This window comes from uncultured Methylobacterium sp. (assembly GCF_964251405.1).
Classification (GTDB): domain Bacteria; phylum Pseudomonadota; class Alphaproteobacteria; order Rhizobiales; family Beijerinckiaceae; genus Methylobacterium.
This window is the reverse complement of the sequence record NZ_CAXUJR010000019.1, coordinates 23320-26932: the sequence shown is the minus strand read 5'-3', so window position 1 is coordinate 26932 and position 3613 is coordinate 23320. Positions and strand designations below refer to the sequence as shown.

Below are 3613 nucleotides of genomic sequence, written 5' to 3'. Positions count from 1 at the left end.
ATCCCGGGGCGGCCATGGCTTGACGCATGGCCTGGATCATCTCAGCTAACGATCGGGGCGCGACGATCGCCGATCCTCGACGTACGGGGCAGGCGCCGGTCGCCTCTCCCCAGGCGCCAGGGCCGTCTTCGGAGCGGCAGGTCCAGAGAGCCCGAAGGTCCACCATGCACGCTTCCGAGAGACAGACCATGCAAGCCTCGGCCGTCACGTCCCTGTCCGAAGGCGCCATCCCCACGGGGACCGGCCCCGAGATCGCCGGCCCATCGCCGCGGCACCGCACCGTCGGCGTGATGGTCGGCTCCGGCGAGGGCGCCGTGACCATGGGTGGGGGCGCGCCCATCGTCGTCCAGTCGATGACCAACACCGATACCGCCGACATCGACGGCACCGTCGCTCAGGTCGCCGCCCTGGCGCGGGCCGGATCGGAGGTGGTTCGCATCACCGTCGATCGCGACGAGGCCGCCGCCGCGGTGCCCAAGATCCGCGACCGCCTGGAGCGCATCGGCGTCCACGTGCCGCTGATCGGCGACTTCCACTATATCGGCCACCAGCTCCTCTCCGACCACCCGGCCTGTGCGGAGGCGCTGGCCAAGTACCGGATCAACCCGGGCAATGTCGGCTTCAAGGAGAAGAAGGACCGCCAGTTCTCGACGATCATCGAGCAGGCGATCCGCTACGGCAAGACGGTCCGCATCGGCGCCAACTGGGGCTCCCTCGACGAGGCCCTCCTCACCCACATGATGGACGAGAACGCGCGCAGCGCACGACCGGTGGATGCCCGCGCGGTGATGCGCGAGGCGATGGTGCAGTCGGCGCTGCTCTCGGCAGCCCGCGCCGAGGAGATCGGGCTGCCCAAGAACCGGATCATCCTGTCCGCGAAGGTCTCGGCGGTGCAGGACCTCATCGCGGTCTACCGCGAGGTCGCGCGGCGCTCCGACTACGCGATCCATCTCGGCCTGACCGAGGCAGGCATGGGCTCGAAGGGCATCGTGGCGGCCTCGGCCGCCATCGGCGTGCTGCTGCAGGAGGGGATCGGCGACACGATCCGCTACTCGCTCACCCCCGAGCCCGGCGGCGACCGCACCATCGAGGTCAAGGTGGCCCAGGAACTCCTGCAGACGATGGGCTTTCGCACCTTCGTGCCGCTGGTCGCCGCCTGCCCGGGCTGCGGTCGCACCACCTCGACCACGTTCCAGGAGCTCGCCCGCGACATCCAGAACTGGATCAGCGCCTCGATGGCGGAGTGGAAGAAGAGCTATCCCGGCGTCGAGGGCCTGAACGTCGCCGTGATGGGTTGCATCGTCAACGGCCCCGGCGAGTCGAAGCACGCCGATATCGGCATCTCGCTGCCGGGGACCGGCGAGACCCCCACCGCCCCCGTCTTCATCGACGGCAAGAAGGCGATGACCCTGCGCGGGCCGACGCTGGCCAAGGACTTCGAGAAGGTCGTCACCGACTACATCGAGCGCCGGTTCGGCGCCGGGACCCGCAACGCGGCCGAGTGAGCCGCGGATGCGCCCGGTCGCGGCCTTGCCGTCCCGCCCTTCGCGGGGCACATGGCCGTGTCATTGCATGATCGCCCCCACCGTCCGACGGAGTCGCGGCCGGTTGGGAGCCCTTCGTGCGGGACCTGAACCTGCGTCGTTCCAGTCTCTCGCAGGCCGAAGCCTGGATCTCATCCCATGACGCAATCCGTCTCCCCGAGCGCATCGGCCGCTCCTCCCGATCCTGCCGGTCGCCTCGGCGCCGAACCGGCGGAGACGCGGCACGACCCCGTGCCGACGCCCTTCTGGACCCTCGTCGTAGGCTCGGTCGGCGTGGTCTACGGCGACATCGGCACGAGCCCGCTCTACGCCTTCCGCGAGGCCCTGGCGCCGGCGCGCGCCGACGGCATCCTGCTCCCCGAGGAGGTGCTCGGCACCACCTCGCTGATCCTCTGGGCGCTCCTGATCATCGTGACCGTGAAGTACGTCGTCCTCCTGCTGCGCATGGACAACAGCGGCGAGGGCGGCATCCTCTCCCTCATGGCGCTGGCCCGCAAGGCGCTCGGCGGCTCGCGCATCGTGCTCATGCTGGGGCTGCTCGGTGCGGCCCTGTTCTACGGCGACGCCATCATCACCCCGGCGATCTCGGTGCTGTCTGCGGTGGAGGGCATCAAGCTCGTCACGCCGGCCTTCGAGCATTACGTGCTGCCGATCACGATCGCGATCATCGTGGCGCTGTTCCTCGTCCAGAGCCGGGGGACGAGCAAGGTCGCGTCCTTCTTCGGGCCGGTCATGGTGGTCTGGTTCCTGGCGCTTGGCCTGGCCGCCCTGCCGCACATCTACGACAATCCGGGCGTGTTCGCGGCCTTCAACCCCTGGTACGCCCTGCATTACCTGCTCGGCCACGGGACGGGGGCGCTGGTCGCGCTCGGCGCCGTGTTCCTGGCGGTGACGGGGGCGGAGGCGCTGTTCGCCGATCTTGGGCATTTCGGGCGCCGCCCGATCCAGGTGGCCTGGCTCGGGCTCGTCGCGCCTTGCCTGACCCTGAACTATCTCGGCCAGACCGCGCTGGTGCTCGCCAAGCCCGACACCACCGATCCGTTCTACCAACTCGTCCCCGAATGGGGCCTGATCCCGATGGTGATCCTGGCGACGCTCGCCACCGTCACCGCGAGTCAGGCGGTGATCACCGGCGCGTTCTCGCTCTCGCGCCAGGCGATCCAGCTCGGCCTCCTGCCCCGCTTCGAGATCCGCCACACCTCGGAATCGCATTCGGGCCAGATCTTCCTGCCGCAGATCAACCTCCTGCTGCTGATCGGCGTCGTGGTGCTCGCCGTGCTGTTCCGCTCCTCCTCGGCACTGGCCTCGGCCTACGGCATCGCGGTGACCGGCACGATGCTGCTCACCGCGAGCATGGCCTACATCGTGCTGTGGAAGGCCTGGAAATGGTCGCCGATCGCGGCGGTCGCCGCGATCATGCCCTTCATCGTGGTCGAGTTCCTGTTCCTGCTCTCGAACCTGCTCAAGGTGCTCGACGGCGGCTACGTGCCCCTCGTGCTGGCGGGCGTCCTCATCGTGGTGATGTGGACCTGGGTGCGCGGCGTCTCGATCCTGACCAACAAGACCCGCAAGACCGACGTGCCGCTCCTCGAGCTCGTCGCCATGCTGGAGAAGAGCCCGCCGCATCACGTGCGCGGCACCGCGATCTTTCTCACGAGCGACCCCGAGATCGCGCCGGCCGCACTCCTGCACAACCTGAAGCACAACAAGGTGCTGCACGAGAAGAACGTCATCCTCACGGTGCAGACGGTGGACACGCCGCGCTCGAGCGAGGCGGACCGCATCCGGATGGAGCCGATCGGGCCGCACTTCTCCAAGATCGTGATGAAGTTCGGCTACATGGAGACGCCCAACATTCCCCGGACCCTGACGCAGCTGCGCAAGCAGGGCTTCAAGTTCGACATCATGGCGACGTCGTTCTTCCTGTCGCGGCGCTCGATCCGCCCCGCCGCCCATTCGGGCATGCCGCTCTGGCAGGACCGGATCTTCATCACCCTGGCCAAGAACGCCAACGACGCCACCGACTTCTTCCAGATCCCGACGGGGCGGGTGGTCGAGGTGGGGACGCA

2 protein-coding genes are annotated in these 3613 nt (G+C 68.6%); both read left to right on the top strand.

Going from position 1 to position 3613, the window contains the following annotated elements; genetic code table 11:
* Positions 1 to 188 precede the first annotated feature (188 nt).
* On the top strand, positions 189 to 1505 hold the full coding sequence (gene ispG, locus ACFE7U_RS05700) for a flavodoxin-dependent (E)-4-hydroxy-3-methylbut-2-enyl-diphosphate synthase (RefSeq protein WP_375408763.1): 1317 nt from the start codon (positions 189 to 191) through the stop codon (positions 1503 to 1505).
* Positions 1506 to 1682: 177 nt separating this feature from the next.
* Positions 1683 to 3613, top strand: a 1931-nt coding sequence (locus ACFE7U_RS05695) for a potassium transporter Kup (RefSeq protein ID WP_375408762.1), incomplete at its 3' end; no start/stop codon positions are given.